This is a genomic window from Stenotrophomonas sp. HMWF003 (genome assembly GCF_003061285.1).
GTDB classification, from domain to species: domain Bacteria; phylum Pseudomonadota; class Gammaproteobacteria; order Xanthomonadales; family Xanthomonadaceae; genus Stenotrophomonas; species Stenotrophomonas maltophilia_AP.
In genome coordinates, this window is sequence record NZ_QAIW01000448.1 from 28,967 (window position 1) to 30,628 (window position 1,662).

General features: G+C 70.7%; 3 protein-coding genes. All 3 read left to right on the forward strand.

What is annotated here, in order from left to right; all coding sequences use genetic code 11:
- On the forward strand, positions 1-335 hold a 335-nt coding region (locus tag DBR34_RS24255; protein WP_258224182.1), incomplete at its 5' end, for an enoyl-CoA hydratase-related protein.
- 10 nt (positions 336-345) lie between these two features.
- Positions 346-732: a VOC family protein gene (locus DBR34_RS19905; RefSeq protein ID WP_128098064.1), complete on the forward strand. Its 387-nt coding sequence runs from the start codon at positions 346-348 to the stop codon at positions 730-732.
- 192 nt (positions 733-924) lie between these two features.
- The coding region (locus DBR34_RS19910) for a hydroxymethylglutaryl-CoA lyase (protein WP_146186896.1) at positions 925-1,662 on the forward strand (738 nt) is incomplete at its 3' end.

The window sequence follows — 1,662 nt, forward strand, 5'->3', positions numbered from 1 at the left end:
CGATCGGCCCGCGCCAGGCCCGCCGCTGGTTTGCCACCGGCGAGCATTTCGATGCCGAGACCGCGCTGCGGATCGGCTTGGTACACCAGCTGATCGAACCTGAACGCATCGACGAGGCGGTCCAGCGCCAGCTGGGCCTGCTGGACAAGGCCGGCCCGGTGGCCTCGGCCTCGGCCAAGGAACTGGTGCGCCGGGTCAGCGTGGGTCGCGACCGCGACGCGCTGGACCGCGACAACGCCGCGCTGATCGCGCGCCTGCGGGTGTCGGCCGAGGGCCAGGAAGGCCTGGGCGCCTTCCTGGACAAGCGCGCGCCGCATTGGGTCACCCAGGACTGAGGACACGCACATGCTCGACCACATCGGGATCCGCTGCGCCGACTTCGCGCGCAGCCTGTCGTTCTTCCAGCAGGCCCTGGCCCCGCTGGGCATCAGCGTGGTGATGCAGGTCAGTGCCGAACAGACCGGCGACCATGACCATGCCGGCTTCGGCCGCACCGGCAAGCCGGACTTCTGGATCGGCAACGCCCCCGGCGCTCACGGCGGCGTGCACGTGGCCTTCAGTGCCGACAGCCGCGAGGCGGTGGATGCGTTCCACCGCGCCGCACTCGCCGCCGGTGGCCAGGACAATGGCACCCCGGGCATCCGCGAGTACTACCACCCGAACTACTACGGGGCGTTCGTGCTCGACCCGGACGGCAACAACATCGAAGCGGTCTGCCACCGCCCGGGCTGAGCGCCCCCGGTCGCCCCCGACGACCGCGATCCTTCCGCGCGGGCTGGCCGCTTTGTTGCCCAGCCCGCGTATCCCCCTTTCGTGGCCCGCCGGGGAACGTGGGCCACCCTCTTTCCCTTGGTATCCCTGTGACCCGACCCCTGCCCCTTCTGCAGCCTGCTGTGCGCCGTCCCGTTCGCCGGGAGGCCTGCCATGGATGATGTCGTCCGCATCGTCGAAGTCGGCCCGCGCGACGGCCTGCAGAACGAAGCCCAGCCGGTGGCCACCGCCGACAAGATCGAACTGATCCGGCAGCTGTCCCTGACCGGCCTGCGCACCATCGAAGCCACCAGCTTCGTCAGCCCGCGCTGGGTGCCGCAGTTGGCCGACGCCGCCGAGGTCTACGCCGGCATCGAGCGCCGCCCCGGCATCGCCTACCCGGTGCTGGTGCCCAACGAACAGGGCTACGACCGTGCCCGCGCCGTGGGCGTTTCGGAAGTGGCGGTGTTCACCGCCGCCTCGGAAACCTTCAACCGCACCAACACCAACGCCGGCATCGACGAATCGCTGGCGCGCTTCGCCCCGATCCTCGAACGCGCCAAGGCCGACGGGGTCAAGGTGCGCGGCTACGTCTCCACCGTGCTCGGCTGCCCCTACCAGGGCGAGGTGGCGGTCAGCGAGGTGGTGCGGGTCGCGCGCGCCCTGCACGAGATGGGCTGTTACGAAATCTCGCTGGGCGACACCATCGGCGTAGGCACCCCGCGCAAGGCCCGCGCGATGCTGCACGCGGTCGCCGCCGAACTGCCGATGTCGGCGCTGGCCGTGCATTTCCACGACACCTACGGCCAGGCGCTGGCCAACATCGATGCTTGCCTGGAAGAAGGCGTGCGCGTGGTCGATTCGGCCGTGTCCGGTGCGGGCGGTTGCCCGTACGCCAAGGGCGCCAGCGGC